The 24,733-nt window shown below is 69.1% G+C and carries 21 protein-coding genes and 1 tRNA gene; 5 read left to right on the forward strand and 17 right to left on the reverse strand.

Annotation, left to right across the window (positions count from 1 at the left end):
• Positions 1-370 precede the first annotated feature (370 nt).
• The 12 genes from HNR15_RS13585 to HNR15_RS13640 all read right to left on the reverse strand — a co-directional run bounded on the left by HNR15_RS13585 (position 371) and on the right by HNR15_RS13640 (position 15,292).
• On the reverse strand, positions 371-4,270 hold the full coding sequence (locus HNR15_RS13585; protein ID WP_179482640.1) for a DNA-directed RNA polymerase subunit beta': 3,900 nt from the start codon (positions 4,268-4,270) through the stop codon (positions 371-373).
• Between the two features lie 97 nt (positions 4,271-4,367).
• Positions 4,368-7,862 (reverse strand): DNA-directed RNA polymerase subunit beta, encoded by a 3,495-nt coding sequence (gene rpoB / locus HNR15_RS13590; RefSeq protein ID WP_179482642.1) that lies wholly within the window; start codon positions 7,860-7,862, stop codon positions 4,368-4,370.
• 608 nt (positions 7,863-8,470) lie between these two features.
• Complete coding sequence (locus HNR15_RS13595; protein ID WP_246305932.1) at positions 8,471-9,208, reverse strand: S1 family peptidase; 738 nt, start codon at positions 9,206-9,208, stop codon at positions 8,471-8,473.
• Positions 9,209-9,505: 297 nt separating this feature from the next.
• Positions 9,506-9,889, reverse strand: coding sequence for a 50S ribosomal protein L7/L12 (gene rplL / locus HNR15_RS13600; RefSeq protein WP_179482644.1), 384 nt, complete (start codon positions 9,887-9,889; stop codon positions 9,506-9,508).
• 84 nt (positions 9,890-9,973) lie between these two features.
• On the reverse strand, positions 9,974-10,549 hold the full coding sequence (gene rplJ, locus HNR15_RS13605) for a 50S ribosomal protein L10 (RefSeq protein WP_179482646.1): 576 nt from the start codon (positions 10,547-10,549) through the stop codon (positions 9,974-9,976).
• Between the two features lie 277 nt (positions 10,550-10,826).
• On the reverse strand, positions 10,827-11,624 hold the full coding sequence (locus HNR15_RS13610; RefSeq protein WP_179482649.1) for a hypothetical protein: 798 nt from the start codon (positions 11,622-11,624) through the stop codon (positions 10,827-10,829).
• 128 nt (positions 11,625-11,752) lie between these two features.
• Positions 11,753-12,472 carry a 50S ribosomal protein L1 gene (gene rplA / locus HNR15_RS13615; protein WP_179482651.1) on the reverse strand — a complete coding sequence of 240 codons (720 nt, stop codon included), beginning with the start codon at positions 12,470-12,472 and terminating at the stop codon, positions 11,753-11,755.
• A 104-nt stretch (positions 12,473-12,576) separates the two neighbouring features.
• On the reverse strand, positions 12,577-13,011 hold the full coding sequence (rplK, locus tag HNR15_RS13620) for a 50S ribosomal protein L11 (RefSeq protein ID WP_179482653.1): 435 nt from the start codon (positions 13,009-13,011) through the stop codon (positions 12,577-12,579).
• Positions 13,012-13,101: 90 nt separating this feature from the next.
• Positions 13,102-14,082, reverse strand: coding sequence for a transcription termination/antitermination protein NusG (nusG, locus tag HNR15_RS13625; RefSeq protein WP_179482655.1), 981 nt, complete (start codon positions 14,080-14,082; stop codon positions 13,102-13,104).
• A gap of 103 nt (positions 14,083-14,185) precedes the next feature.
• Positions 14,186-14,440 (reverse strand): preprotein translocase subunit SecE, encoded by a 255-nt coding sequence (secE, locus tag HNR15_RS13630; protein ID WP_179482657.1) that lies wholly within the window; start codon positions 14,438-14,440, stop codon positions 14,186-14,188.
• A 115-nt stretch (positions 14,441-14,555) separates the two neighbouring features.
• Positions 14,556-14,628: transfer RNA gene (locus tag HNR15_RS13635), tRNA-Trp, on the reverse strand.
• 199 nt (positions 14,629-14,827) lie between these two features.
• On the reverse strand, positions 14,828-15,292 hold the full coding sequence (locus tag HNR15_RS13640) for an Lrp/AsnC family transcriptional regulator (RefSeq protein ID WP_179482659.1): 465 nt from the start codon (positions 15,290-15,292) through the stop codon (positions 14,828-14,830).
• A gap of 131 nt (positions 15,293-15,423) precedes the next feature.
• On the opposite strand from HNR15_RS13640, the gene pdhA reads away from it, so the two are divergent.
• The 4 genes from pdhA to HNR15_RS13660 all read left to right on the forward strand — a co-directional run bounded on the left by pdhA (position 15,424) and on the right by HNR15_RS13660 (position 19,995).
• A complete protein-coding gene (pdhA, locus tag HNR15_RS13645; protein WP_179482661.1) occupies positions 15,424-16,530 on the forward strand; it encodes a pyruvate dehydrogenase (acetyl-transferring) E1 component subunit alpha in 1,107 nt (368 codons plus the stop codon).
• A complete protein-coding gene (locus HNR15_RS13650; RefSeq protein WP_179482663.1) occupies positions 16,527-17,522 on the forward strand; it encodes an alpha-ketoacid dehydrogenase subunit beta in 996 nt (331 codons plus the stop codon). The genes pdhA and HNR15_RS13650 overlap by 4 nt, the downstream gene beginning before the upstream one ends.
• The gene (locus HNR15_RS13655) at positions 17,519-18,895 is read left to right on the forward strand and encodes a 2-oxo acid dehydrogenase subunit E2 (protein WP_179482665.1); all 1,377 of its coding nucleotides are present in this window, start codon (positions 17,519-17,521) and stop codon (positions 18,893-18,895) included. Before HNR15_RS13650 ends, HNR15_RS13655 begins: the two co-directional genes overlap by 4 nt.
• A gap of 74 nt (positions 18,896-18,969) precedes the next feature.
• Positions 18,970-19,995: an adenosine deaminase gene (locus HNR15_RS13660; protein ID WP_179482667.1), complete on the forward strand. Its 1,026-nt coding sequence runs from the start codon at positions 18,970-18,972 to the stop codon at positions 19,993-19,995.
• 68 nt (positions 19,996-20,063) lie between these two features.
• On the opposite strand, the gene HNR15_RS13665 is transcribed toward HNR15_RS13660, so the two are convergent.
• Together HNR15_RS13665 and HNR15_RS13670 are read right to left on the reverse strand one after the other, a co-directional pair.
• Positions 20,064-20,816, reverse strand: a complete 753-nt coding sequence (locus HNR15_RS13665) for a hypothetical protein (RefSeq protein ID WP_179482669.1) — start codon at positions 20,814-20,816, stop codon at positions 20,064-20,066.
• 135 nt (positions 20,817-20,951) lie between these two features.
• Positions 20,952-21,662 (reverse strand): TetR/AcrR family transcriptional regulator, encoded by a 711-nt coding sequence (locus tag HNR15_RS13670; protein ID WP_179482671.1) that lies wholly within the window; start codon positions 21,660-21,662, stop codon positions 20,952-20,954.
• 131 nt (positions 21,663-21,793) lie between these two features.
• On the opposite strand from HNR15_RS13670, the gene HNR15_RS13675 reads away from it, so the two are divergent.
• The gene (locus HNR15_RS13675; protein ID WP_179482673.1) at positions 21,794-22,705 is read left to right on the forward strand and encodes an NAD-dependent epimerase/dehydratase family protein; all 912 of its coding nucleotides are present in this window, start codon (positions 21,794-21,796) and stop codon (positions 22,703-22,705) included.
• Here the strand turns inward: HNR15_RS13675 and HNR15_RS13680 are convergent.
• The 3 genes from HNR15_RS13680 to HNR15_RS13690 are packed head-to-tail and all read right to left on the reverse strand — an operon-like array spanning position 22,693 to position 24,622.
• Entirely contained in the window at positions 22,693-23,763 is a 1,071-nt protein-coding gene (locus HNR15_RS13680; RefSeq protein ID WP_179482675.1) for a UDP-N-acetylmuramate dehydrogenase, read from the reverse strand. The genes HNR15_RS13675 and HNR15_RS13680 overlap by 13 nt on opposite strands.
• On the reverse strand, positions 23,760-24,173 hold the full coding sequence (locus HNR15_RS13685) for a MaoC family dehydratase (protein WP_179482677.1): 414 nt from the start codon (positions 24,171-24,173) through the stop codon (positions 23,760-23,762). The genes HNR15_RS13680 and HNR15_RS13685 overlap by 4 nt, the downstream gene beginning before the upstream one ends.
• Positions 24,170-24,622, reverse strand: a complete 453-nt coding sequence (locus HNR15_RS13690) for an FAS1-like dehydratase domain-containing protein (RefSeq protein ID WP_179482679.1) — start codon at positions 24,620-24,622, stop codon at positions 24,170-24,172. The genes HNR15_RS13685 and HNR15_RS13690 overlap by 4 nt, the downstream gene beginning before the upstream one ends.
• Positions 24,623-24,733: the final 111 nt, after the last annotated feature.

Consider the following 24,733-nt stretch of genomic DNA (forward strand, 5'->3'; position numbering starts at 1 on the left):
ACCGCACGACCGTCAACCCACCTCGGTGGGCCGGTTGCACGGTCGGGTCATGTCTGAGGCGCCTGGAAGGAGCCGCCCGTTCCGGCTGCCGCTCCCGGCTTGCCTCGCGCAGGAAAGTGACCGCAGCGCCAGTAATCCACCCGGGCGACGTGCGTCCTAGGAAAGTGACCGCAACGCCACACTCCGACGCACCCGGCGGCCGACAACGGCAGTGGACGGCAACGCGCCTCATCCAGGCCGTCTCAAACCGGCACCGGCGCAGGAAAGCGACCACACCGCCGACGACCCACCCCTCGCCCGCACTGAACCTCACGAACGAAGCGCGCCCCACGAACCTCTCGGTCCGTGGGGCGCGCTTCTGCTACGTCGGTCAGTCGAGCCCGAGCGACGCGTCGTCCAGGCGGACGGCCTCGCCCGACCCCGGCCCGAAGGACGGGTAGTCGTAGCTCTGGTAGTCCGGCAGGGCGTACAGCGCCGCCTTGGCCTCCTCGGTCGGCTCGACCTTCACGTTGCGGTAACGCGTCAGGCCGGTGCCGGCGGGGATGAGCTTGCCGAGGATGACGTTCTCCTTCAGCCCCAGCAGCGGGTCGCTCTTGGCGTGCATGGCCGCCTCGGTGAGCACCCGGGTGGTCTCCTGGAAGGAGGCCGCCGAGAGCCAGGAGTCGGTCGCGAGCGACGCCTTGGTGATGCCCAGCAGGTCGGGACGACCCGATGCCGGACGGCCACCCTCGGCGACGGTGCGCCGCGAGCTGTCCTCGAACCGGCCGCGCTCGGCCAGCTCACCGGGCAGCAGGTCGGTGTCGCCGGCCTCGATGATCGTGATCCGGCGCAGCATCTGCCGCACGATGACCTCGATGTGCTTGTCGTGGATCGAGACACCCTGCTGGCGGTAGACGCTCTGCACCTCGTCCACGAGGTGCTTCTGCACCGCACGGGGGCCGAGGATGCGCAGCACCTGCTTGGGGTCGATGGCGCCCTGCACGAGCAGCGCGCCGACCTCGACGTGGTCGCCGTCGGAGACCAGCACCCGCGCACGCTTGCTGACCGGGTAGGCGTGCTCTTCCGAGCCGTCGTCCGGGGTCAGCAGGATGCGACGTGCCTTGTCGGTCTCCTCGATCTGCACGCGGCCTGCGGCCTCGGCGATCGGGGCGACACCCTTCGGCGTACGCGCCTCGAACAGCTCCACGACGCGGGGCAGACCCTGGGTGATGTCGTCACCCGCGGCGCCACCGGTGTGGAACGTGCGCATCGTCAGCTGGGTGCCGGGCTCACCGATGGACTGCGCGGCGATGATGCCGACCGCCTCACCGATGTCGACCAGCTTGCCGGTCGCGAGCGACCGCCCGTAGCACTTGGCGCAGGTGCCGACCCGGGACTCACAGGTGAGCACCGAGCGGACCTTGACGTTCTCCACGCCGGCCGCGAGCAGCCGGTCCAGGTTGACGTCACCGAGGTCGGAGCCGGCAGCTGCCAGCACCTCCCCGCCGGACTCGACGTCCGTGGCGAGCGTCCGCGCGTAGACCGAGGTCTCCACGTCGTCGTGCTCGGTCAGCGAACCGTCGGCGGCACGCTGTGCCACCGGCAGGGTCAGGCCACGGTCGGTGCCGCAGTCGTCCTCGCGGATGATCACGTCCTGGCTGACGTCCACCAGACGACGGGTGAGGTACCCGGAGTCGGCGGTACGCAGCGCGGTGTCGGCCAGACCCTTGCGGGCACCGTGCGTGGAGATGAAGAACTCCAGCACGGACAGGCCTTCACGGAAGTTGGACTTGATCGGGCGCGGGATGATCTCGCCCTTCGGGTTGGCCATCAGGCCACGCGCACCGGCGATCTGCCGGACCTGGTGCCAGTTGCCACCGGCACCCGAGGACACCATCCGGAAGATGGGGTTGTTCGGGTCGAAGTTGGACTGCATCTCTGCAGCGACCTCGTTGGTGGCCTGGGTCCAGATCTCGATGAGCTCCTGACGGCGCTCATCGTCGGTGATCAGGCCACGCTCGTACTGACCCTGCACCTTGGCGGCCTTGCCCTCGTAACCGCTCAGGATCTCCAGCTTGCGACCGGGGGTCTGGACGTCGGAGATGGCCACGGTGCAACCGGACCGGGTGGCCCAGTAGAAACCGGCTTCCTTCAGCGCGTCCAGGGACGCGGCGACCTGAGCCTTGGGGTAACGCTCGGCCAGGTCGTTCACGACCGTCGACAACGCCTTCTTGTCGATGGCGGTGTTGAGGAAGGGGTAGTCCTCGGGCAGCGTCTCGTTGAAGAGCACCCGACCGAGGGTCGTCTCCAGCGTGAGGCTGGAGATGCGACCGAGCTCGTCGGCGACAGCGCCTTCGGGCAGCGCGTGTCCGGTCGGCGGCACCTGGTCGGTGAGCCGGATCCGGACCGTCGAGCCGAGCTTGATCTCGCCACGGTCCAGCGCCATCCGCGCCTCGGCGGGGGTGCCGAAGGAACGCAGCTGCTCCTGGTCGCCCTCACCGACGGTCACCTGTCCGTCACCGGAGGTGAGGAAGAAGATGCCGGTGATCATGTCCTGGCTGGGCATGGTGACGGGACGGCCGTCGGACGGCTTCAACACGTTGTTGCTCGACAGCATGAGGATGCGGGCCTCGGCCTGCGCCTCGGTGGACAGCGGCACGTGGACCGCCATCTGGTCACCGTCGAAGTCGGCGTTGAACGCGGTGCAGACCAACGGGTGGATCTGCACGGCCTTGCCCTCGACCAGCTGCGGCTCGAAGGCCTGGATGCCGAGGCGGTGCAGGGTGGGCGCACGGTTCAACAGCACCGGGTGCTCGGTGATGACCTCTTCGAGGACGTCCCAGACGACCGGACGCGCACGCTCGACCATCCGCTTGGCGGACTTGATGTTCTGCGCGTGGTCCAGGTCGACCAGACGCTTCATCACGAACGGCTTGAACAGCTCCAGCGCCATCTGCTTGGGCAGACCGCACTGGTGCAGCTTCAGCTGCGGACCGACCACGATGACCGAACGGCCGGAGTAGTCGACGCGCTTGCCCAGCAGGTTCTGGCGGAAGCGTCCCTGCTTGCCCTTCAGCATGTCGGACAGCGACTTCAGCGGACGGTTGCCGGGGCCCGTGACCGGGCGACCACGACGGCCGTTGTCGAAGAGGCTGTCGACGGCCTCCTGCAGCATCCGCTTCTCGTTGTTCACGATGATCTCGGGCGCACCGAGGTCGAGCAGACGCTTGAGGCGGTTGTTGCGGTTGATGACTCGACGGTAGAGGTCGTTCAGGTCGGAGGTCGCGAAGCGGCCACCGTCCAGCTGCACCATCGGGCGCAGGTCCGGCGGGATCACCGGGACGCAGTCCAGGACCATGCCGACAGGGCTGTTCTTGGTCTGGATGAACGCCATGACGACCCGCAGCCGCTTCAGGGCGCGCGTCTTGCGCTGGCCCTTGCCGGTCGCGATCGTCTCGCGCAGCGACTCGGCCTCGGCGACGAGGTCGAAGGTCTCCAGACGCTTCTGCAGCGCCTGGGCGCCCATGCCGCCCTCGAAGTACAGACCGAAACGGGTCCGCATCTCGCGGTAGAGGACCTCATCGCCCTCGAGGTCCTGGACCTTGAGGTTCTTGAAGCGGTCCCAGACCTGCGTCAGGCGCTCGATCTGAGCGTCCGAGCGCTTGCGGATCTGGTTCATCTCGCGCTCGGCGGACTCGCGCACCTTGCGGCGGGCGTCAGCCTTGGCGCCCTCCTTCTCCAGCTCGGCCAGGTCGGACTCGAGCTTGGCGGCGCGGGTGTTCACGTCGTTGTCGCGACGGTTCTCCAGCTCCTTCTTCTCCACCTCGATCTGGGCCTCCAAGGAGGGCAGGTCGGCGTGCCGCTGGTCCACGTCCACCGAGGTGATCATGTAGGCGGCGAAGTAGATGACCTTCTCCAGGTCCTTCGGAGCAAGGTCGAGCAGGTAGCCGAGGCGGCTCGGGACACCCTTGAAGTACCAGATGTGCGTCACGGGGGCGGCGAGCTCGATGTGGCCCATCCGCTCACGGCGTACGGCGGAGCGAGTGACCTCGACACCGCAGCGCTCGCAGATGATGCCCTTGAAGCGCACCCGCTTGTACTTGCCGCAGTAGCACTCCCAGTCACGGGTCGGACCGAAGATCTTCTCGCAGAAGAGTCCGTCCTTCTCCGGCTTCAGGGTGCGGTAGTTGATGGTCTCGGGCTTCTTGACCTCGCCGTGGCTCCACTGGCGAATGTCCTCGGCAGTTGCGAGACCGATGCGGATCTCGTCGAAGAAGTTGACGTCCAGCACAGTTGCTGTCCTTCTTTCGTTTGTTTCTAGCTAGTCAGGAGATGAAGAGCGATCCCCGTACGGCGGCGGCTTGCGCACGCCGCCGTACGGGTGGCGATCACACTTCTTCGACGCTGCTGGGCTCGCGCCGCGACAGATCGATGCCGAGCTCCTCCGCTGCGCGGAAGACCTCCTGGTCGGAGTCACGCAGGTCGATGATCTGACCATCGCTGCTCAGGACCTCGACGTTGAGACACAGCGACTGCATCTCCTTGATGAGCACCTTGAACGACTCCGGGATGCCCGGCTCCGGGATGTTCTCGCCCTTGACGATGGCCTCGTAGACCTTCACCCGGCCGATCACGTCGTCGGACTTGATGGTGAGCAGCTCCTGCAGCGCGTACGCCGCGCCGTAGGCCTCCAGTGCCCAGACCTCCATCTCACCGAACCGCTGACCACCGAACTGCGCCTTACCACCGAGCGGCTGCTGGGTGATCATCGAGTACGGACCGGTGGAACGGGCGTGGATCTTGTCGTCCACCAGGTGGTGCAGCTTCAGGATGTACATGTAGCCGACCGAGACGGGCTCGGGGAACGGCTCACCGGAGCGACCGTCGAACAGCTGCGTCTTGCCGGACGCACCGATGAGGCGCTTGCCGTCCCTGGTGGGACGGGTGGAATCGAGCAGTCCGGTGATGACGCCCTCGGACGCACCGTCGAAGACCGGGGTCGCCACGCGGGAACCGGGCGGGGCCTGGTGCGCGTCGGCGGCGATCTCGGACTTGAACGAGGTGTCGCCGGTGTTCTCGGCGATGTCCCATCCACGGCTGGCGGCCCAGCCCAGGTGCAACTCCAGGATCTGCCCGAGGTTCATCCGGCGCGGGACACCGTGCGGGTTGAGCACGACGTCGACCGGGGTGCCGTCCTCCAGGAACGGCATGTCCTCGACGGGCAGGATCTTGGCGATGACGCCCTTGTTACCGTGTCGGCCGGCGAGCTTGTCGCCGTCGGTGATCTTGCGCTTGTTGGCGACGTAGATGCGCACCAGCTGGTTCACACCCGGGGGCAGCTCGTCACCCTCCTCGCGGTCGAACACCTTGACGCCGATGATCGTGCCGGTCTCGCCGTGCGGAACCTTCATCGACGTGTCACGGACCTCACGCGCCTTCTCACCGAAGATGGCACGCAGCAAGCGCTCCTCCGGGGTCAGCTCGGTCTCGCCCTTGGGCGTGACCTTGCCGACCAGCAGGTCGCCGTCGCGGACCTCGGCACCGATGCGGATGATGCCGCGCTCGTCCAGGTCGGCGAGGACCTCCTCGGCGACGTTGGGGATGTCGCGGGTGATCTCCTCCGGGCCCAGCTTGGTGTCGCGGGCATCGATCTCGTGCTCCTCGATGTGGATCGAGGAGAGCACGTCGTCCTGCACGAGACGCTGGCTGAGGATGATCGCGTCCTCGAAGTTGTAACCCTCCCAGGGCATGAACGCCACGAGCAGGTTCTTCCCGAGGGCCATCTCGCCGCCGTCGGTCGCGGGACCGTCGGCGATGACGCCACCGGCCTCGAGACGGTCACCCTCGGTGACCACGACGCGCTGGTTGTAGCAGGTGCCCGCGTTGGACCGGGTGAACTTCGCGATCTTGTACGTCGAGTAGGTGCCGTCGTCGTTCATGACGTTCACCAGATCAGCAGAGACCGCCTGAACGACGCCCGCCTTCTCGGCGCGGACCACGTCACCGGAGTCCAGTGCCGCGCGGTACTCCATGCCGGTGCCGACCAGCGGCGCCTCGGAGCGGACCAGCGGCACGGCCTGACGCTGCATGGCCGCACCCATCAAGGCGCGGTTGGCGTCGTCGTGCTCCAGGAACGGGATCAGCGCGGTGGACGCGGAGACCATCTGGCGTGCGGACACGTCCATGTAGTCGACCTCGCCGGCCGGTACGTCGCTGGCCTCGCCGCCCTTGGTGCGGCCGAGCACGCGCTCCTCGGCGAACGTGCCGTCATCGGTCAGGGCCGCATTGGCCTGCGCGATGACGAACTTGTCCTCCTCGTCGGCGGACAGGTAGACGACCTCGTCGGTGACCCGACCCTCGGTGACCTTGCGGTACGGGGTCTCGATGAAACCGAACGGGTTGATCCGCCCGTACGACGCGAGCGAGCCGATCAGGCCGATGTTCGGGCCCTCAGGGGTCTCGATCGGGCACATCCGGCCGTAGTGGCTGGGGTGCACGTCGCGCACATCCATGCCGGCGCGGTCACGGGACAGACCACCCGGGCCCAGCGCGGATAGTCGACGCTTGTGCGTCAGTCCGGCGAGCGGGTTGTTCTGGTCCATGAACTGGCTCAGCTGGCTGGTCCCGAAGAACTCCTTGATCGAGGCCACCACGGGGCGGATGTTGATCAGGGTCTGCGGGGTGATCGCCTCGACGTCCTGGGTGGTCATCCGCTCGCGGACGACGCGCTCCATCCGCGACAGACCCGTACGGACCTGGTTCTGGATGAGCTCGCCGACGTTGCGCAGGCGACGGTTGCCGAAGTGGTCGATGTCGTCGACCTCGACGGGCAGCGTGACCTCGTTGCCCTCACGGGTGCCGGCCATCTCGGTCTCGCCGGCGTGCAGCGCGACCAGGTACTTGATGGTGGCGACGATGTCGTCGACCGACAGCGTGGAGGTGTTGAGCGCGACATCGAGGCCGAGCTTCTTGTCGACCTTGTAGCGGCCGACCTTGGCCAGGTCGTAGCGCTTGCCGTTGAAGTACAGGTTGTCCAGCAGGTTCTGGGCAGCCTCGCGGGTGGGCGGCTCGCCCGGACGCAGCTTGCGGTAGATGTCCAGGAGGGCTTCGTCCTGGGTGGTGGTGTGGTCCTTCTCCAGCGTCCCGCGCATGGAGTCGTACTGGCCGAAGGTCTCCAGGATCTGGGCCTCGCTCCAGCCGAGGGCCTTCAACAGGACCGTGACCGACTGCTTGCGCTTGCGGTCGACGCGGACGCCGACCTGGTCGCGCTTGTCGATCTCGAACTCGAGCCAGGCACCGCGGCTGGGGATGATCTTCGCGGTGTAGACGTCCTTGTCGGAGGTCTTGTCCAGGTTGCGCTCGAAGTACACGCCGGGGCTACGCACCAGCTGGGAGACGACGACGCGCTCGGTGCCGTTGATGATGAAGGTGCCGCGGCCGGTCATGAGCGGGAAATCGCCCATGAAGACGGTCTGGCTCTTGATCTCACCCGTGGTGTTGTTCATGAACTCCGCGGTGACGAAGAGCGGCGCGGCATAGGTCATGTCGCGCTCGCGGCACTCCTCGATGGAGTACTTGACCTCTTCGAACCGGTGGTCGCGGAACGACAGGCTCATGGTCTCGGCGAAGTCCTCGATCGGAGAGATCTCCTCGAAGATGTCCTCCAGACCCGAGCGGTCGTTGACCTCGGCCTTACCGGCGGCCTTCGCCGCGGCGACCCGCTCTTGCCAGCGCTCGTTGCCGAGCAGCCAGTCGAAGCTCTCCGTCTGGGGAGCCAACAGATCGGGCATTTCCAGCGGTTCGCGAATCTTCGCGAACGAGAGGCGGCCCGATGCCGTCTTCGCCGTAGTGAGTTTCGATGTCGCAGTGCGCGAGGCAGCCAAGGAGAGTCCTTCCACAGGCCTGACGGGCGGGCGGTTCGGTCACGCGTTCCCAACCGGCATCCGACCCTGTCGTCCTGGTCGCGGACAGCGCGACACCGGCTCTGCAAATCGAGTGTCTTCACCGCGGCGGTAGTAGCCGACCGGGCCGATGAGGACGCACGAAGTGAGTGCCGTGGACAGTGAGGATTGGCTGATGGAGGGCAGCGCAAAGCACAACACTACACCTGAAGGCATGGGCTGTCCACCCGCCACCAGGCTTCGACCGCCTCGGACCGGTCACCGGTCTTCAGTCGGACGCACCCGGACCGGCCAGCCTGCGAATCCCCCGGCCGCGCGTACGTGCGCTGGCTGGTGATCGCGGCGCTCGGTCCCGACGCGCTTGCGTGGTTTGCAGCACCGAGAGTGCACCCTGAAGACTTCCGGGTCAAGGACCACGCGCCAGAAATCTTCGCGGGGCCGCCCACGACGGGCACGCCGAGCACAACGAGGACGGCGGGACCAGCGAGCACTCACGCCCGCCAGGACGGGGGAACGGAGGCTGGGCGGAACGGGCGAGGGCCGGCCCGGGTGATCTCCCGGGCCGGCCCTGCCACCGGTCGATCAGGCGGTCACACGCCGGCCGTGCTGGAGATCCATCCCCGGCTGTCGGTCAGGTTCGCGTAGTTGGACGTCGCGTGGATGTCCGAGCCCGGGTCGGCGGTATCACCGGTCGAGCACACCCCGACGACCACGCCGCCGACGAAGAGGGGGCCGCCGGAGTCGCCGTGGTTGGACGCGCCGTCCTGACCCTGCACGTGCACGGCCCGTCCCCCGTAGGCGTCGGTGCTGGAGCCGAGCACGTTCACGTCGGCCTTGTAGAGGTAGTCCGGCTGTGCGCCGCCGGCGCGCAGGCCGTAGCCGTAGATGGTGCCCGAGTCGCCGGAGGCGGGGCTGTAGGAGTTCGCGAGCGGCGCGTAGCTCCCGATCGAGGCCGAGCGCGACAGGTGGACGAGCGCCACATCGCCGTCCGGCGAAGCCTCGAAGTCGTCGGCCGCGATCGCCGGGCCCGGGTTGGAGGTGTCGTTGCTGAAGTAGACGTTCATCGAGCTGGTGCCGTCGATGCAGTGCTGGGCGGTGAGCACCCAGTCGGCCGAGATGGCCTCACCGGTGCAGCCGTAGGTGCCGCTGCCCTGTTGGAAGACCAGTTGGGCGATGTAGGGGGAGCTGGCCTGCGTTCCGCCGATGATGTGCGGCTGGGCGTGCGCGGCGGGGGTGCTCGCGTGCGCGGGTCCTGCGGCGACCGCGGCGAGCGCCAGGGTGGCGGCGAGCCCGCTCATCGTGCGAAAGGCTGTGCGTGCGTTGCTCATGCGTTACGTGTCCCATCGTGAGGGTCGGCGTTGCGTGACATGTGTGTTGCGTGCGTGACGCGGACGCCCGGTCTGGAGCGTCCGTGCGGATGAGCACACACCAGACGCACAAGATCGACAAGCAATATTCGAAGCCTGGAGAGACAATTTACTTCGGCCTTACCGGCCGGTAACGTGCGCGATCCTCCCTGGAAAACGACGAACGGCGGGACCGACCCGTAGGTCGATCCCGCCGCTCACGCGCAGTACGCGCGGGTGGGCGTGGCTGGGCGCGAACGCCCCGTCACACCCGGGTGATCACTTGAGCTCGACGGTCGCGCCGGCGCCCTCGAGCTGCTCCTTGGCCTTGTCGGCCGCAGCCTTGTCGACCTTCTCCAGGACGGCCTTGGGGGCGCCGTCCACGAGGTCCTTGGCCTCCTTCAGGCCGAGGGAGGTGAGGGCGCGCACCTCCTTGATGACCTGGATCTTCTTGTCGCCCGCGGCGGTCAGGACGACGTCGAACTCGTCCTGCTCGGCCTCGGCCTCGGGGGCGGCGCCACCGGCACCGGCGGCGGCGACGGCCACCGGGGCGGCCGCGGTCACGTTGAAGGTGTCTTCGAACTGCTTCACGAACTCGGAGAGCTCGATGAGGGTCATTTCCTTGAACGCGTCAAGGAGCTCGTCAGTGCTGAGCTTCGCCATGAGGTGGCGTCCTTTCTGTTGGTACTGCTGCCGTGAGTGGCGGATGTACTGGTGGATTGCCGACGTCCTGCGGATGCAGGGAGGTCAGCTCTCGTCGCCACCCTCGGCGACGTCGGTCTCGGGTGCCGGCGCGGTGGCCGGACCCTCCTGCTCGGTCTTGGCGCGCAGCGCCTCGACCACGCGCGCCGTCTGGGACAGCGGCGCCTGGAAGAGCGCAGCCGCACCACTGAGCGATGCGTTCATCGCTCCGGCGAACTTGGCGAGCAGGGTCTCTCGCGACTCGAGAGCCGCGAGCTTGTCGATGTCAGCCGCCGTGAGGGTGTTCCCGTCGAGGACACCACCCTTGATCACGAGCAGCGGATTGGCCTTGGCGAAATCACGCAGGCCCTTGGCCGCCTCGACCGGTTCACCGGTGACGAAGGCGATCGCGGACGGTCCCTGCAGCTGGCCGTCGAAGGCGGTGACGCCCGCATCGGCAGCAGCACGCATGGTCAGCGTGTTCTTCACCACGACATAGGTCGCGTGCTCACGCAGTGAGCTGCGCAGCTGCGAGAGCTGCGCCACGGTCAGGCCGCGGTACTCCGTGAGAACGGCCGCATCGGACTGACGGAACTTCTCCGTCAGTTCGGCGATGGCAGCAGCCTTGTCAGCTTTCGCCATGCGGACCTCCTTCGATGGTGTGGCCGTCGGCGTGATGGGCCCGCATACGAAGAAGAGCCCCGGCGCGGTGGCGCGGGGCTCGTGTCGACTGCGCTCTCGCGCGTCATCGGATCCGACGCGATGGTCGGATCTGCCTCTTGCTCACCTGCGCTGGTTGCCCTACCTGGAAAGGCGGGACCTTCGGCGGGCTCGGGTGAGCCTGCAGCCGGCGGTCTTTGGTGCGCTCAGTCTAGGAGCGGCGCGGCCGGAGGACCAAATCGGCCCTCCGGCGCACCGATCAGGTGGACTGCACGCCGCTGATGTCCGCGACCTGGGAGGCCGGCGGCACCGTGATGGTCACCGGCTTGCCGAAGTCGTAGTACTTGATGGTCGAGGTGCCCGTGGCGGCTTTGGTCACCGTCGAGACGGGCAGCCCCTTCGCATCGAGCGTGTCGGTGACGTTCGTGCCCGCGGCCGGCGATGCGGTCAGGGTGGTGCCGCTGGCAGAGGACGACGCCACCGTCCACTGCTCGGCGTTGCTCAGGCTTCCCCCGCCGGCCAGGTTGAGCAGCGGTTTGAAGCTCTCTGCGAGGGTGCCCGTGCTGTTCTTGGTGACCTTCAGGTAGGGCTTGGCGCCGAGTCCCGTCCCGGAGATGTAGGCCACCCCGTCGACGATGATGACCGTCACCTTCTTGCCCCGGATGACCTCGTGCACGGTCGCATCCGTGCGGGCGCCGGTGATCTTGGACTGCGACGTCGAGGTCAGGACGCTGGACGTCGTCGTGGAGGAGTAGGTGCCGCCGGCCTTGACGATGGCCGCCTTGATCCGGTTCTGCAGTGTGCCCGCGCCGATCTTCTGGCCCGCGGTGTACGACGACGCTGCCGCACTGCTGGACGGTGTGGAACTCGAGGTCGAGCGGGTGCTGGAGCTCGTGCTGGAGCCGCCGGACGTGGCGCTGGAGCTGCCGCTGCTCGAGGTGACTCCCGGCGAGCCCCCGCTGGAGCTGCAGCCCACGACGAAGATGGAGCCGGCGGCAAGTACAGCGACTGCGGCGGCTGTGCTCGGTCGATGGGTCGACGTGCGCGAAGTGTTCATGGGTTCCCCTCGTGGCGGCGTGTGTCGGTACGACGCCCGTCAACCTAGACAGGTTCCCTGGAGTTCGGGGCGCGGACGACGAAGCGCCCCCCACCCGAGAGGGTGGGGGCGCTCCGTACGTCGATCGATCAGGCGTCGGCCGTGGCCTCTTCCAGCAGGTTGCGGGTGCGGGAGGAGTCCAGCGGGATGCCGGGACCCATCGTCGTCGACATCGTCGCCTTGCTGATGTAGCGGCCCTTGGAGGAGGCCGGCTTGAGGCGCAGGATCTCCTCGAGGGCGGCGCCGTAGTTCTCCACCAGCAGCTTGTCGTCGAAGGACGTCTTGCCGATGATGAAGTGCAGGTTCGCGTGCTTGTCGACGCGGAACTCGATCTTGCCGCCCTTGATCTCGGTGACGGCCTTGGCGACGTCCATCGTCACCGTGCCGGTCTTCGGGTTCGGCATCAGGCCACGCGGGCCGAGGACCTTGCCCAGACGGCCGACCTTGCCCATCAGGTCCGGCGTCGCGACGACGGCGTCGAAGTCGGTCCAGCCGCCGGCGACGCGCTCGAGGAGCTCGTCGGACCCGACATAGTCGGCACCGGCGGCCTCGGCGGCTGCGGCGCGGTCACCGTTGGCGAAGACCAGCACGCGGGCGGTCTTACCGGTGCCGTGCGGCAGGTTGACGGTGCCGCGGACCATCTGGTCGGCCTTGCGGGGGTCCACGCTGAGGCGGAACGCGACCTCGACCGTGGCGTCGTACTTGGTGGTCGAGGTCTCCTTGGCAAGGCGAACCGCGTCGAGGGGGCTGTAGAGCGCGTCGGCGTCGATCTTCTCGACGGCGGCGCGGTAGGACTTGCTGCGCTTCATGGTGCTGCTCCTTGTGGGGTGGTGCGTGGAGTCGTGGTCCTCGGGCCGAAGCCGGCCCTGCCACAGGACGCCGGCGGACGGGATGCCCGCCGGCGCAGAGTCGATCAGGCCTCGGTGTCGATGCCCATCGAACGAGCGGTGCCGGCGATGATCTTCGACGCCTGCTCGATGTCGTGCGCGTTCAGGTCGCTCATCTTCTGCTCGGCGATCTCGCGCACCTGAGCCTTGGACAGCTTGGCGACCTTGGTCTTGTGCGGCTCACCGGAGCCCTTGGCGACGCCGGCGGCCTTCTTGATCAGCTCGGCGGCCGGCGGGGTCTTGGTGATGAAGGTGAAGGACCGGTCTTCGAAGACCGTGATCTCGACCGGGATCACATTGCCGCGCTGGGCTTCCGTCGCGGCGTTGTAGGCCTTGACGAACTCCATGATGTTGACGCCGTGCTGACCGAGCGCGGGACCCACCGGGGGTGCGGGGGTGGCGGCGCCGGCCTGGATCTGCAGCTTGATGAAGCCGGAGACCTTCTTGGACTTGGGGGGCATGCTGAACTTCCTTTTCCTGGTGATGGGCCCACGCCGTGGGCGATGACCCGGTTGCAAACCTCGCCGCAGCGGCGAGGGCGGTGCTGCCGATCAGATCTTGGCGACCTGCTCGAACGACAGCTCGACCGGTGTCTCCCGGCCGAAGATGGACACCAACACCTTGAGCTTCTGGGTGTCGGGGTTGATCTCGGAGATCGTCGCGGGAAGGGTCTCGAAGGGCCCTTCCATGACGGTGACGGACTCGCCGACGTTGAAGTCGACCTCGGGCGCCTCGGCGCCCTTGCCCTGCGCGCCCGAGCCGGACGTCGTACGACCGGTCTCCTTGCCCTCGGGCTCCTCGAAGACCGGGTTCAGCATCGTGACGACCTCGTCGATCGTCAGCGGGGACGGCTGGTGGGAGTTGCCGACGAAGCCGGTGACGCCGGGCGTGTGCCGCACCGAGCCCCAGCTCTCGTCGGTCAGATCCATGCGCACCAGCACGTACCCGGGCATCCGGACGCGGGTGCCGACCTTGCGCTGGGAGTTCTTGATCTCGGTGAACTCCTCCATCGGCACCTCGACCTGGAAGATGTAGTCCTCCATGTTGAGGTTGGAGATGCGGGTCTCCAGGTTGGCCTTGACCCGCTTCTCGTACCCGGCGTAGGAGTGCAGCACGTACCACTCGCCGAACTGCGAGCGCAGTTCCGCCATGTAGGTCTCGCGAGGGTCCTCGTCGGCGGTCAGCCCGTCCTCCTCCGCCTCCTCCTCAGCGGCGACGTCGGCCTCATCGGCCTCGGCGTCGACCTCGGCCTGGGTGCCCTCTTCGACCTCGGGGGCGTCCGGGATGCCGGACAGGTCGACGTCCTCGGTGCTGGTCTCGTCGAGATCGGTGACGTCGACGTCGTCGGCGGCCACGTCACCCGGGTCGGGGGTCGCGCGCTGCTCGGAGTCGATGTCGCCGTCGGCGCTCTCCGCGTCCAGCTCGGCCGCAAGGGTGTCGTCCGCGGACGCCGTCTCACCGGCTCCGGAATCGACCCTCGCTGCGTCCGCCTCGTCGGCTTCGGCGCTCTCGGGCGTCCATTGATCCGTCATTGACCTGCTTCCTTCATTGCGTCGTGCGTGTGTCGTGCGGGGCGCGCCCAGGCGATCTGCCGGTGCCGGCTGTTCCTGCGCGTACGTCGGTTCGGCGACGTAGTCACTCTCCGAGTACGAAGCTGACCAGACGCTCGAAGACCTGGTCCAGGCCGACGACGAAGCCCATCACCAGGCAGATGAAGACCACCACCACCGCGGTGTAGTTGAGCAGCTCCTGCCGGGTGGGGCGCACCACCTTGCGCAGCTCGTCGATGACCTGACGAATGAACAGGACGAGCCGGGCGACCAGGCCCCTGCGGGCAGGCGTGCCCGCGCTCGCACCGCGCTGTGCAGCGGTCGTGCTGGCATCCGTCACCGGCGGCGCTCCTTCTTCTCGTCTGCTTCTTCTCGTCTGAGGTACGTCTGCATCGGCTTGTCCTCATCGGTCGACGCCGGACGTGGATGTCCTGCTCCGGCCGACGTTGTCGACGCAGGGCACGAGGGACTTGAACCCCCAACCCCCGGTTTTGGAGACCGGTGCTCTACCAGTTGAGCTAGTGCCCTTCACGGGTCACCAGAATGCAACCCCGGGTGGCACGACCGCCCTTCGCCGCTTGCCGCCGCACCCACCGGGTCCGGACAGCAGCCAGCGTGGTTGCGGTCAACCACCCAGCGATCGAGTGTACGCGACCGCCGCGACGTGGCGCGAACCCGCGCTGGGCGCCGGCTCCCAGCGGACACTCCATCCCCGGGCGGGCGCTGCTCACAGCCGGTCGAAGATCGCGGCCGTGGCGTCGAGCGTCGGCTCCTCGAACACGAGGAAGGTGCGGGTGTTGACCACTCCGGGCATCTCCTGGATCACTCCCAGCACGAGCCGGCCCAGGTGGGCGTTGTCGATGGCCCGCACCAGCAGGATCACGTCGAACTCACCGCCGACCAGCCCGATGTGCACGACACCGGGCAACTCTCGGAGCCGCTCGCGGACCACCCGCCAGTCCGCCTGACGCAGGTTCAGGGTCACGTACGCCGTCGTGCCGAGGCCGGTGGCGACCGGGTCGAGATCGGCGCGGAAGCCACGGATCACGCCAGACTGCTGGAGTCGGTCCACGCGCGCGTACGCGTTGGCGCGGGAGATGTGCAGCAGTTGCGCCAGTGCACGGACCGACATACGCCCGTCCTTGGACAACTCGACCAGGATCCTGGTGTCGATGACGTCCAGCGGTGTCATCTGTCTCACTCTTCCGGGCCGGCAGCGCGCTCTTCTGGACGAATGGTCACCAGGCGAGTCTTGATCGAGCACTCTATCTCCGTTTCGACCCGGGTGTTGCGTACGACTGGCGCTCCGCGCAGCATCTCCCCATGACATCTGAGGACGTGCTGGGTCTCCTGCCGGCGGACGATCCGGTCCGGCTCATCGATGCCGATGGCACGAAGGTGCAGGGATCGGGCAGCGAGCGCTACGAACTGCCGTCGGACGCAGACCTGCTCCGCGCGTACGAGCGCCTCGTCGTGGCACGCAGGCTGAACGACCAGGCGAACGCCCTGGTGCGCCAGGGCCGCCTCGCGGTCTACCCCTCCTCGCATGGGCAGGAGGCGTGCCAGGTGGGGGCGGCGCACGTGCTGAAGCAGGGCGACTGGCTCTTCCCCACCTACCGCGACACGGTCGCGGCGGTCGAGCGCGGGGTCGACCCGGTCGACGTGCTGACGCTGCTGAAGGGCGACTGGCACAGCGGCTACGACCCGTACGAGACGCAGGTCGCGCCGGCCACCACCCCGTTGGCCACCCAGTTGCCGCACGCGGTGGGCGTGGCCCACGCCGCGCGCCTGCGCGGGGAGTCCACGGTGGTGATGGCACTGACCGGCGACGGCGGCACCAGTGAGGGCGACTTCCACGAGGCCCTGAACTTCGCGGCCGTCTTCAAGGCGCCCGTCGTCTTCTTCATCCAGAACAACGAGTACGCCATCTCCGTGCCGCTGGCACGTCAGTCCGCTGCGGCTTCGCTGGCGCACAAGGGCATCGGCTACGGCGTGCCCGGGCAGCGCGTCGACGGCAACGACATCGCCGCGGTGCTCGCGGTGCTCGGCGACGCCGTCGAGCGGGCGCGCCGCGGCGAGGGCCCCCAGCTCATCGAGGCGCACACCTACCGCATGCAGGCCCACACGAACGCCGACGACGCCACGCGCTACCGGCTCGACTCCGAGGTGGCGTCGTGGGTCGACCGGGACCCGCTGACACGGCTGGAGAAGCACCTGCGCAGCCGTGGCCTGATGACCGACGAGACGCATGAGCAGGCCAGGGCGGCGGCGGACGCGGTGGCGGAGCACGTGCGCGAGGGACTCAACCGGGACATCGAGCCGGACGCACGCGAGTTGTTCGCCTACGTGTACGCCGAACAGACCCCCCAGTTACGTGAGCAGGCCGCGCAGGTGGCCGAGGAGTCGAGCCGAGAGGTGGCCGGGCGATGAGCACGATCGAACACGAGAAGCTCACCATGGCGCAGGCGCTCAACCGGGCGTTGCGGGACGCGATGCTCGCCGACGACTCCGTGCTGATGTTCGGCGAGGACGTCGGCGCCCTGGGCGGCGTCTTCCGGGTGACCGACGGACTCAACGAGCGGTTCGGCGACACCCGGTGCTTCGACACCCCACTGGCGGAGTCCGGCATCGTCGGGATGGCCGTCGGGATGGCGATGAACGGGATGCGCCCCGTCGTGGAGATGCAGTTCGACGCGTTCGGCTACCCGGCGTTCGAGCAGATCGTCAGCCACGTGGCCAAGATGAGGAACCGCACGCGCGGGCGGGTGCACCTGCCGATGGTGATCCGGGTGCCGTTCGGCGGCGGCATCGGCGGCGTGGAGCACCACTGCGACTCCTCGGAGGCCTACTACGCCCACACGCCCGGGCTGCACGTCGTGACACCGGCCACTCCGAGCGACGCCTACACGCTGCTGCGCGCCGCGATCGCCTCCGACGACCCGGTGGTCTTCATGGAGCCCAAGAAGCTCTACTGGAGCAAGGAGGAGGTCGCGCTGGGAACGGACGGACCCGGCATCGGCACCGCTGTCGTACGCCGCGAGGGGACCGACGCGACCCTCATCGCGTACGGCCCGTCGGTGCCGGTCGCCCTCGAGGCCGCCGAGGTCGCCGCCCAGGAGGGTCGCAGCCTGCAGGTGGTCGACCTGCGCTCGATCGTGCCGTTCGACGACGAGACGGTCGCCGCCGCGGTCCGCAGCACCGGTCGCGCCGTCGTGGTCGCCGAGTCCGCCGGCTTCGCGAGCGTGTCCTCGGAGATCGTCGCCCGGGTGACGCAGCGCTGCTTCCATTCGCTGGCCGCGCCGATCGGCCGGGTGACCGGTTTCGACATCCCCTACCCCCCGCCGAAGCTGGAGCACTTCCAGCTGCCGAGCGTCGACCGGGTGCTCGACGCCGTCGACGATCTGCAGTGGGAGGACCAGTGAGCGACCAGACCTTCCTGCTCCCCGATCTGGGCGAGGGGCTGACGGAGGCCGACATCGTGCGGTGGCTGGTCAGCGAGGGTGACACCGTCGTCGTGGACCAGAGCATCGTGGAGGTGGAGACGGCCAAATCGGTCGTCGAGGTGCCGTCGCCGTTCGCCGGCGTCGTGGCCACGCTGCACGCCGCCGAGGGCAGCACCCTGGACGTCGGCCGGCCGCTGATCACGGTGGCGAGTGCGATCTCGACGCCCTCCCCCGACGCCACCCCGGCGCAAGAGTCCGCTGCGAGCTACCGCGAGGAGGAACGCGCCGGGTCCGGCAACGTCCTCATCGGCTACGGCACCTCCAGCGACGCCCCCACCGGTCGGCGGCGTCGACCGCGCGCAGCCCACGCCGCTGCCGCATCTTCTGTGTCTGCCCCGCCTGCTGCGTCCAGCAGGGACACGATGCTGCCCGCGGCCTCGGCGCCGAACGGCCACCGCGCCGAACCTGCCGCCCCCGCCGCCGCGAAGCGGGTGCCGCTCGTGATCTCTCCCCTCGTCCGCAGCCTGGCCCGCGAGCGCGGTCTGCGCCTGGACGCCATCGAGGCCACCGGGGCCGGCGGAGTGATCACCCGCGCCGACGTCGAGCGCTCCTCGGCCGCGCGATCCACGGCGGCCCCCGTCCCCGCGGTCGGGCCGGTCACCGGCGAGGTGCGCATCCCGCTCAACGGCTTCCGCAAGGCCGCTGCGGCGGCGCTGAGCCGCAGCAGGTCGGAGATCCCCGAGGCGACGGTGTGGGTCGATGTGGACGCCACCGCACTGTGGGAGCTTCGCGAGCGCACCCGTGCCGCCGGCTCATCCGGACCTGGCCTGCTCGCGTACCTGTCGCGCTTCACGGTCGCCGCGCTCAAGCAGTACCCCGTGCTGAACGCGCGACTGGACACCGAGCGACAGGAGATCGTGCAGTTGCCGCATGTGAACCTGGGGATCGCGGTGCAGGGCGACCGGGGCCTGGTGGTGCCCGCAGTGATCGGCGCGGACGCGATGACGACCTCGCAGCTCGACACGGCCATCCGGCGGGTGACGGCGACCGCGCGCGAGGGCCGCAACACCACCGAGGAACTGAGCGCGGGGACGTTCACGCTCAACAACTACGGCAGTTTCCGCGTCGACGGCAGCGCCGCGATCATCAATCACCCTCAGGTCGCGATCCTCGGTTTCGGCCGCATCCTGGATCGGCCCTGGGTCGTGGACGGACAGATCTGCGCACGCAGGATCACCCAGATGAGCTTCGTCTTCGACCACCGCGTCTGCGACGGCGGGACTGCCGCGGGTTTCATGCGATGCGTGGCCGATGCGATCGAGGACCCCGCAGCGGCGATCGCCGGACTCTGAGGCACGCCCCCGGCAACGCGCCGGGGGCGTCCGCCCGCCGTACGAGCTCCCCTCTCCCGTAGCGTCGGCTCATCATGCGATCGATCGCGCGGCTGCCCAAGGCGCACCTGCACCTGCACTTCACCGGCTCCCTGCGGGTGCAGACCCTGCACCAGCTGGCCGCCGAGCACGAGCTGCGGCTGCCGGAGTCGTTCCGCGGCGAATGGCCGCCGACCCTCAGCGCGGCCGACGAACGCGGCTGGTTCCGGTTCCAGCGGTTGTACGACGCCGCGCGGGCGTGCGTGCAGGAGGAGGCCGACCTGCGCCGACTGGTGCGGGAGGCCGTGCAGGACGACGCGGCCGAGGGCTCGCGCTGGCTGGAGATCCAGGTCGACCCGACGTCGTACGCCGGGCGGCTGGGCGGCATCTCGCCAACCCTGGAGATCGTCCTGGACGAGGCGGCCACGGCCGGTGCGCAGTTCGGCGTCGGCGTCGGCGTCATCGTGGCGGCCTCCCGGATGCGGCACCCGTTCGAGGCGCGGACCCTGGCGCGGCTGGCGGCCAAGTACGCCGGCACCGCCAGCGGCACGGTGATCGGCTTCGGCCTGAGCAACGACGAACGCCGCGGCGACACCAGCGAGTTCGCGCCCGCGTTCCACATCGCCCGGTCCGCCGGTCTGGCGTCGGTGCCCCATGCCGGTGAGCTGCTCGGGCCCCAGGCGGTGAGCGAGACGCTGGACAGCCTGCTGCCGGACCGGCTGGGGCACGGGGTCCGGGCGGTGGAGTCCACCGCCGTCCTCGACCGGGCACTGGATGCCGGAGTTGCCTTCGAGGTGTGCCCCGGATCCAACGTCGCGCTCGGCGTCTACCCCGACCCCGCGGACGTCCCGCTGCGGCGGCTCTTCGACGCGGGCGCGCAGATCGCCCTGGGGGCGGACGACCCGCTGCTGTTCGGAAACCGTCTGGTCGCGCAGTACGCCTCCGCGCGCGAGGACCACGGATTCACCGACGCGGAACTGGCCGAGCTGGCCCGCCGTTCGCTGCATGCCTCGCGGGCGCCGACGGAGCTCAAGCGCGCGGCGCTGCTCGACATCGACGCCTGGCTGGCCGAGCCGGCGTAATCGCCCATCGACGGCGAACGGCCGCGCGCACCCATGAGGTGCCCGCGGCCGTCCGCTGTCGCGCTGCGTCAGCGACGCGAGGTCGGGCTGGTCGCGCCCCAGATGTAGGTCGCCTCCTTGTAGACCACGCGGTAGTCACGCGCGGCGCTGGAGGTGTAGCTCCAGGAGTAGTTGCCGCTCTTGTCGGCCACCACGTCCTTCAGGCCGGTCCAGGTCGACCCGCCGACCGTCTTGTACTGGATGACGCCGGTCTCCCCCGCCCACGGGATGTTGACCTCGTTGGCGGTGGAGTAGCGCACCACGTGAGTGCTCAGGGTGACCCTGCTGCCGGAGCGCGAGGTGTTCAACCCCGCCCAGGACCCGACCTTGGTGGTCGTCTGAGGGCTGTTCTGGCTGTAGGCGTTGTCGAAGTTCTCGTCGTAGGCCCCGTCGCCGGCCCAGGTGTGGGTGCCGAGCGGGGTGTCGTCGTACATGTCCCACGTGGTGCTCTTCTGATCGTCGAAGAGGATGAAGTCGGACGGGTTCTCCTCGCTCCCGATGATCCAGGCGGCGTTGGGTCCGGGGTGCAGGGCGCACCCGCCGGTCACCCGCACGGGCACCTGGTACTCGGGCTGCACGACACGGGCCGTGGCCGGGACGATGAGGGAACAGCTGCCGATGACCGGAGCGTCGCCGTCGGCGTGGGTGCGGACCTTCGCGCTGAAAGCCTTCAGCGCGCCCTGGTGGTGACCGACGACCGCGGCATCTGCGTGGCCTGCGGTCGCGGCGCCCAGCGCCAGAGTGAGTGGGATCGCGGCGAGCGCGACGGAACGACGGGACATGGAGGTCTGCTTTCCTGGGACGGCACGGCCCCCTGGCCGTGCACCGCCCGGAGCGTACGTTGAGCGGCACGGCCGCCGGTGGTTCCCCGCCTCCACGAGACCGAACCGTGATGATCGGCCGCAGACGACTCCGGGTCAGTGAGCGCGCTCTCGCAGCCCCAGGTAGTCGCTCATGGCGCGCATCTCGAACTCGAACAGCGCGCCCGGGTCCTCGATGCCGCCCTCGAAGCGACCGAACAGTTCGAAGCTCAGGGCCCCGAAGAGCTGTGTCCAGGCGAGCAAGCCCCGGGCCACGAGCGCGCCCGGGAGTTCCAGCACGTCGAGGAAGGCGGCAGCGGTGACCATGTCCGCCCGCAGTCCTCGACCCAGCCGGTCCCCCTGTGCTGCCGTCGACGACCTCCCGGCCGCCGCGTCACGCAGGATCTGCGCGAGCAGCAGTTGTGGGCGGCTCGCCGGCCCGACGGTGTCCTCCGGAGCCTGGTAACCGGGCACGGGACTGCCGTAGAGCAGCGCGTACTCGTGCGGGTGAGCGAGCGACCAGGCTCGGATCCCGCGGGTCAGAGCCATCCATCGTGCGTGCGGATCACGGCGGGGCGCCGTGCGTTCCGCCTCGTCGGCGGCGTCGGCCAGTTCGTCGTACGCGTCGACCACGAGCGCGGTGAGCAGGTCGTCCCGACTCGGGAAGTAGCGGTAGACGGCCGAGGAGACCATGCCCACGTCTCGGGCGACCGCGCGCAACGACAGGTCGGCGCCGTCGGTGGCCAGGTGCTCTCGCGCGACCCGCTTGATGTCCTCGGTCGTCTCGGCGCGGACCCGCTCACGCGCCCCGGTGCGGCGTTCTGTCATGGGCCGATCATGACACATTCGAGAGCAGTGCCAACAAAAAAGAGCAGTGCTCTTGACATGGACCCAGTACCGGAGCGATGCTCGTAACCGAGAGCACCGCTCTCGTATTGCTATCGACAGAGGAGATCATCATGGACAAGCACGTCGTCGTCGGAGCCGGTCCGGTCGGCTCGGCAGTGGCCCAGCAGCTGGTGGAGCGCGGCGCGGAGGTCGTCGTCGTCACTCGCAGCGGCACCGCGGTGCCCGGCACTACGGCCGTCGCCGCCGATGCGTCGAACGCCGCTCGCCTCAGCGAGATCTGCGCAGGCGCCCGCGCGATCTACAACTGCATCAACCCGCCGTACGACCAGTGGCAGGAGACCTGGCCGCCGATGGCCCAGGCACTGCTCGCCGCGGCCGAGAGCTCCGGTGCGGTGCTCGTCACCACCGCCAGCCTCTACCCGTACGGTCCGGTCGACGGCCCGATGACCCAGGGCATGCCGGACAGCGCCACCGGCCACAAGGCCAAGGTGCGCGCCCGGATGACCGCCGACGCCATGGAGGCCCACCGCGCCGGACGGCTGCACGCGGTGGAGGTCCGCGGCAGTGACTACCTCGGCGGCAACTCCTACATGGAGGCCACCATCACGCCTGCCTTCCGCAAGGGACGCACGGCGTACGTGCCGGCCGACCTGGACGCGCCGCACACCTTCACGAACGTGCAGGACATGGCGCGCACCCTCATCGCGGCGGCCTACGACCCGAGCAGCTGGGGCAAGGTCTGGCACGCTCCGAGCGTCGCACCGTCGACGATGCGCGAGCTGGCGACGATCGCCGCGGCTCAGCTCGGCGCGAAGCCCAAGGTCCGGTCGATGCCCTACGCCGCCGTGTGGATCGGTGGGGTGTTCAACCCGTTCATCAAGGAGATGCGCGAGACGCAGTACCAGTTCCGCGGGCCGTACGTGATGGATTCGAGCGCGGCGCAGGAGCACTTCGGGATCACGCCGACCCCCCTGGAGGACTCGGTGCGCCTCGACCTGGCGCACACCGCTCAGAGGGCGTGACCGACCATGACCGGCTCGGCGACCAGCTGCACGCCGAACGCGTCGTGTACCCCGTCGCGCACCTCACGCGCGAGGGCCGCGACGTCGGCGGCGGTGGCGCCGCCGCGGTTGGTGAGCGCCAGCGTGTGCTTGGTCGACAGGGCCGCCGGACCGGGCATCGCGTATCCCTTGCCGAAGCCCGCCTTGTCGATCAGCCAGGCGGCCGCCGTCTTGATGCCCTCGTCGGACGGGAACCTCGGCGGCCGTGGGGCGTCCGGGCCCAACCGGGCCGCAGCGCGCTGCTCGAAGAGGTCGAACTGGGCGGAGCTCAGGATCGGGTTGGTGAAGAACGAACCGCAGGACCAGGTGTCGTGGTCGGACTCCTGCAGCACCATCCCGCGCCGGCCCCGCTGCTCCAGGACCGCTGCCCGTGCGTCGGCCAGGGGCACCCGGTCACCCACCTCGACACCGAGCCCGGCGGCCAGGTCGGCGTACGCGATCGGCTGGGACAGGTCGGCGGGGCGCAGCTGGAAGAGCACGTCCAGCACGACGTACCGCTCGCGGCCCTTGAAGAGCGAGTGCCGGTAGGTGAAGTGGCAGTCAGCGTTGGCGAAGGTGCGCACCGCCTCCTCGCGGCGGTCCCAGACCCGCACCTGCGCGATGGTCTGGGAGACGTCCTGGCCGTACGCGCCGACGTTCTGCACCGGCGTCGCGCCGGTCAACCCCGGGATGCCCGACAGTGCCTCGATGCCGGACCAGTCGCTGGCGCAGGCCTGCTCCACGAGGTCGTCCCAGGGCTCTCCGGCGGCGACCCGGACGAAGACTCCCCCGCACGCGTCGGCGGAGTCCACCTCGACACCGCGGGTCGCGATCCGCACCACGGTGCCGTCGAAGCCCTCGTCGGCGATGACGACGTTCGAACCTCCGGAGAGCACCAGGAGCGGCTCCTCGGCGTCGTCACACTCGCGGACGGCGTCGACCAGCTCGTCGGTGCTCGTCACCGTCACCAGCCGGCGCGCGGGACCGCCCACCCGCATGGTCGTGAGGCCGGCGAGAGGGACGTCGAGCTCCTCCTTCACGCCAGGGTCACGGTCGCGAGCGCCCGCGACAGCACCGCCGTGCCGTCGACCGTCGCCGTCAACGCGATCGTCGCCGTGCCCGCCTGCTCGTCGACGGACTTCACGCTCGCCTCGACCCGCACGTCGGCGCCGCCGTCGTGCGGCACCGGCACCGGCGCGCTGAAGCGCACGGAGTAGTCCGACACCCGGCCGGCGTCGCCGAGCCAGTCGACGACCACCTGCACGGCGGCGCCCATGGTCCACATGCCGTGCGCGATGACGTTCGGCAGGCCCACGGCGGTGGCGGTCGCCTCGTCCCAGTGGATCTGGTTGAAGTCGCCACTGGCCCCTGCGTAGCGCACCAGGGTGGCCCGATCGACATGGATGGTGCGGCCGGGCAGTTGCTCGCCGACCTGGGGAACCGGGCTCATGCGTCGCCTCCGCCGCGGATCACCAGCAGAGATGTGGCGGTGGTGGTCAGGTCGCCACCGGTGGTCTTGATCTGCGTCTCCAGGGTCACCATCGAGTGGCCGCCGGCGGCCCGGACCCGGGCGATCGTGGTCTGCGCGACGACCTCGTCACCGGCGACGAGCGGCCGGTGGTGGGTGAACTTCTGCTCGCCGTGCACCACCCGCGAGTAGTCGATGTCGGCCTCGGGGTCCAGGATCGCGGCAGCTTCCGCACTCTGGGAGATGCCGATCGCGTACGTCGGGGGCGCGACCACGTCGGCGTATCCCCGGCGTCCGGCCTCGGCGACGTCGGTGTGGGCGGCATCGCGCGCACCCACCGCGGCGGCGAACTCGGCGATCTTCGCCCGGGAGACGACGTACGGATCGGTCGGCGGATAGGTGCGACCTTCCACCTGTGGATTCACGGCCATGGCACGCGAGCCTAACCGGCACCCGGCGGGGGCAGAGGCAGGGCGGCCGGGATCCATCCTCGGCGCCACGTCCGTCAGGGACGGAACGGACGAACCGGCCGCGCCGGGAGC

Origin of the sequence: Allobranchiibius huperziae (genome assembly GCF_013410455.1) — a bacterium.
Lineage (GTDB): Bacteria > Actinomycetota > Actinomycetes > Actinomycetales > Dermatophilaceae > Allobranchiibius > Allobranchiibius huperziae.